Annotated in this window: 1 rRNA gene; it reads right to left on the bottom strand. The window is 54.5% G+C overall.

The window, feature by feature from the left end:
• A 23S ribosomal RNA gene (locus tag C9J45_RS21455) occupies positions 1–639 on the bottom strand; the annotation flags it as partial.

Genomic DNA, 639 nt, shown 5'->3' with positions numbered 1-639 from the left:
CAGCACTTACACACCCGACCTATCAACGTTGTAGTCTTCAACAACCCTTTAGAGACCTTAAAGGTCTAGGGATGACTCATCTTGAGGCTCGCTTCCCGCTTAGATGCTTTCAGCGGTTATCGATTCCGAACTTAGCTACCGGGCAATGCGTCTGGCGACACAACCCGAACACCAGCGGTTCGTCCACTCCGGTCCTCTCGTACTAGGAGCAGCCCCTCTCAATCATCCAACGCCCACGGCAGATAGGGACCGAACTGTCTCACGACGTTCTAAACCCAGCTCGCGTACCACTTTAAATGGCGAACAGCCATACCCTTGGGACCGACTTCAGCCCCAGGATGTGATGAGCCGACATCGAGGTGCCAAACACCGCCGTCGATATGAACTCTTGGGCGGTATCAGCCTGTTATCCCCGGAGTACCTTTTATCCGTTGAGCGATGGCCCTTCCATTCAGAACCACCGGATCACTATGACCTGCTTTCGCACCTGCTCGAATTGTCATTCTCGCAGTCAAGCGGGCTTATGCCATTGCACTAACCTCACGATGTCCGACCGTGATTAGCCCACCTTCGTGCTCCTCCGTTACTCTTTGGGAGGAGACCGCCCCAGTCAAACTACCCACCAGGCACTGTCCGTAA

Source organism: Photobacterium sp. GB-1, from assembly GCF_003026165.1.
Classification (GTDB): Bacteria; Pseudomonadota; Gammaproteobacteria; order Enterobacterales; family Vibrionaceae; genus Photobacterium.
This window is presented reverse-complemented; position numbering and strand designations above follow the sequence as displayed.